This is a genomic window from Methylobacterium oryzisoli (assembly GCF_046557895.1).
GTDB lineage: Bacteria > Pseudomonadota > Alphaproteobacteria > Rhizobiales > Beijerinckiaceae > Methylobacterium > Methylobacterium oryzisoli.
On record NZ_JBKIBX010000112.1, the window covers coordinates 1 to 1,543 of the forward strand.

Annotated in this window: 2 protein-coding genes; both read left to right on the forward strand. The window is 67.3% G+C overall.

The annotated features are described in order from the left end of the window. Positions 1 to 817 precede the first annotated feature (817 nt). Positions 818 to 1,036, forward strand: a complete 219-nt coding sequence (locus ACKUB9_RS34255) for a hypothetical protein (RefSeq protein WP_407531173.1) — start codon at positions 818 to 820, stop codon at positions 1,034 to 1,036. Positions 1,037 to 1,157: 121 nt separating this feature from the next. Beyond that, a partial coding sequence (locus tag ACKUB9_RS34260) for a carbonic anhydrase (protein WP_407531171.1) occupies positions 1,158 to 1,543 on the forward strand: 386 nt, incomplete at its 3' end.

Sequence of the window (1,543 nt, forward strand, 5' to 3'; positions counted from 1 at the left end):
GCCGGCAAGCTGAAGATCGTCGGCGCCCGCTACGACCTCGACGACGGCAGCGTCGACTTCTTCGACGAGGCCTGAGGTCTCAGGCCGTTTCCGGTCGATCGGTTCGGTCGGGCTTGCGGGGGGCCAGCAACGAAACAGCGTGCTGGCTCGCAGGGCGTCTGGTCGGGCTTCGAGGCCGGGGCATCGTTGCTCGATGCCGTCTTGGATCGCGGCCAGCCGGTCGACGTGCTGGTGGACGATCGGCTCGTCGACGAGCCGCCGGACGAAGCCGGTGTGACGGCGGCGACCACCGATACCGTCCGCCCCTGGGCCATACGCCAGATCGCTTGGCAGTGCCGCGCCGCGCGGGCGCCCTCGCTCGCGCCCGAAAGCCGACCTCCGCGACGCTCGGATGGTCGGCGATGTGAGCCATGTCCGTCTTCGCGAGAAGCCGCAAAGGCCAGCCTCATGCCGNCGCCCCTGGGCCATACGCCAGATCGCTTGGCAGTGCCGCGCCGCGCGGGCGCCCTCGCTCGCGCCCGAAAGCCGACCTCCGCGACGCTCGGATGGTCGGCGATGTGAGCCATGTCCGTCTTCGCGAGAAGCCGCAAAGGCCAGCCTCATGCCGCCTCAGCGGGAATCCACCCCACCTCGATCATCCCGAAACGGTATGAGCCCTGTCCGCGCGCCCCGACGCTCCCGACCTGATCGCGCCTGACGGGAAGACCCTGAACCGCTCCGGTCAGGCCAGCACCGACCGGAAGCCGCTCGCGCCATTCTGGAGCGCAGCAGACCTCAAGGGCGCGCGATCATCGATGCCAGCGCCACGACGCCCGTCATGGCCGAGATCGACATCGGCCGCGGCGGCGATGGGCTGTTGGTCCTCAAACGTGACCAGAAAACCCTACATCGCGAACTTGAGATCTTCCTCGTCGATCTCGTCACTCCAACTCACCGAACTGGAATTAATGCCGTAGGGTATGGTACACTCTGCGCTGGCATGGATGCTACTTCGGCGGATGGAAGCGCCAACCAACCAAGTCATTTCGTAAGGTAATTCAACCATTCGTGTTGACATGAACGCCGCTTCGGCGCATGAAAGCATTTAACAGCTCGAATTGGGAGCGGCCTCTGCGCGCGTAGTGGCCCGAAGCCGCTCGAAGACGAGAGAGACATCCATGCCTCGCTTCGATCGTCGCAGCTTCCTGGCCTGCGCGTGTTGCGCCGCGCTCGGGGGCTTCGCCGCGCTCGGCTCCGCCCCGGCCCGGGCCGCGGGACCCCGCACGAACCTCTCGCCCGAGGAGGCGCTGGCGCGGCTCAAGGACGGCAACCGCGCCTTCGTCGCCGACGCGCCTCTCCGGCGCGTGACCAGCGACCACGACCGGCGCATCGAGATCGCCCGTGGGCAAACACCCTTCGTGGTGCTGGTGGGCTGCTCCGACAGCCGCGTGCCGCCCGAACTGGTCTTTGGCCGCGGCCTCGGCGAATTGTTAATCGTGCGCAACGCCGGCAACACCGTCGACAGCGTGGCGATGGGCTCGATCGAGTACGGCGTGGCCGAACT

Excerpts from the sequence above, each read along its gene's own strand:
- ACKUB9_RS34255 (WP_407531173.1), top strand. The coding sequence starts at position 818 with ATGGCCGAGATCGACATCGGCCGCGGCGGCGATGGGCTGTTGGTCCTC.